We start from the raw sequence: 716 nt of genomic DNA on the forward strand, positions 1-716 counted from the left end.
GTCGTCACGGCGGAAGCCACCGCGGTCACCGCCACGGTCATCGCGGTTGAAGCCGCCGGAGGGACGGTCGTCCCGACGGAAGCCACCACCCTGCGGACGGTCATCGCGACGGAAACCACCGCGCTCGCCGCCACGGTCGTCACGACGGAAGCCGCCACGGTCGCCACCGCGGTCGTCACGGTTGAAGCCGCCGGAGGGACGGTCGTCCCGACGGAAGCCACCACCCTGCGGACGGTCATCGCGACGGAAACCACCGCGGTCACCGCCACGGTCGTCACGGTCGCGGTAGGACGGACGGTCGTCACGACGCGGACGGTCATCACGATCGTCACGACGGGAACCGCCACGGTCGTTGGACCAGCCCCCACGGGACCGGGGCTCGTAGCCTCGGCCGTCGTCCGATCGACGCTCGGGACGGCCCTCGGGCTGGTTCGACATCCTGGTGACTCCTTCTGCTGCTTCAGCTCCACCGCGGACCGAGCAACACCAGTGCCGTCACGCGGTATCGGCGCCGGCCTCCTGGCCGCGCACCATCTCCATTGTCCGGCATGTCGGAAGCGTCCGCGCCTGGGCGGAAGTCCCGGCCTGCCGGCCTCGTACAAGTTCGCAAAACACAAAAAGGCCGCGGCCCCAGCGAATCGCTGGGGCCGCGGCCTTGAATAATTGTTCGGCGGCGTCCTACTCTCCCACAGGGTCCCCCCTGCAGTACCATCGGC

General features: G+C 69.6%; 1 protein-coding gene. It reads right to left on the reverse strand.

Annotated elements, in window-relative coordinates; translation table 11 throughout:
* Positions 1-332: hypothetical protein (locus ABTZ03_RS30450; protein WP_350516321.1), on the reverse strand; the 332-nt coding region annotated here is incomplete at its 3' end.
* Positions 333-716 lie beyond the last annotated feature (384 nt).

The sequence above is a fragment of the Kitasatospora sp. NPDC096077 genome (assembly GCF_040303245.1).
Lineage (GTDB): Bacteria > Actinomycetota > Actinomycetes > Streptomycetales > Streptomycetaceae > Kitasatospora.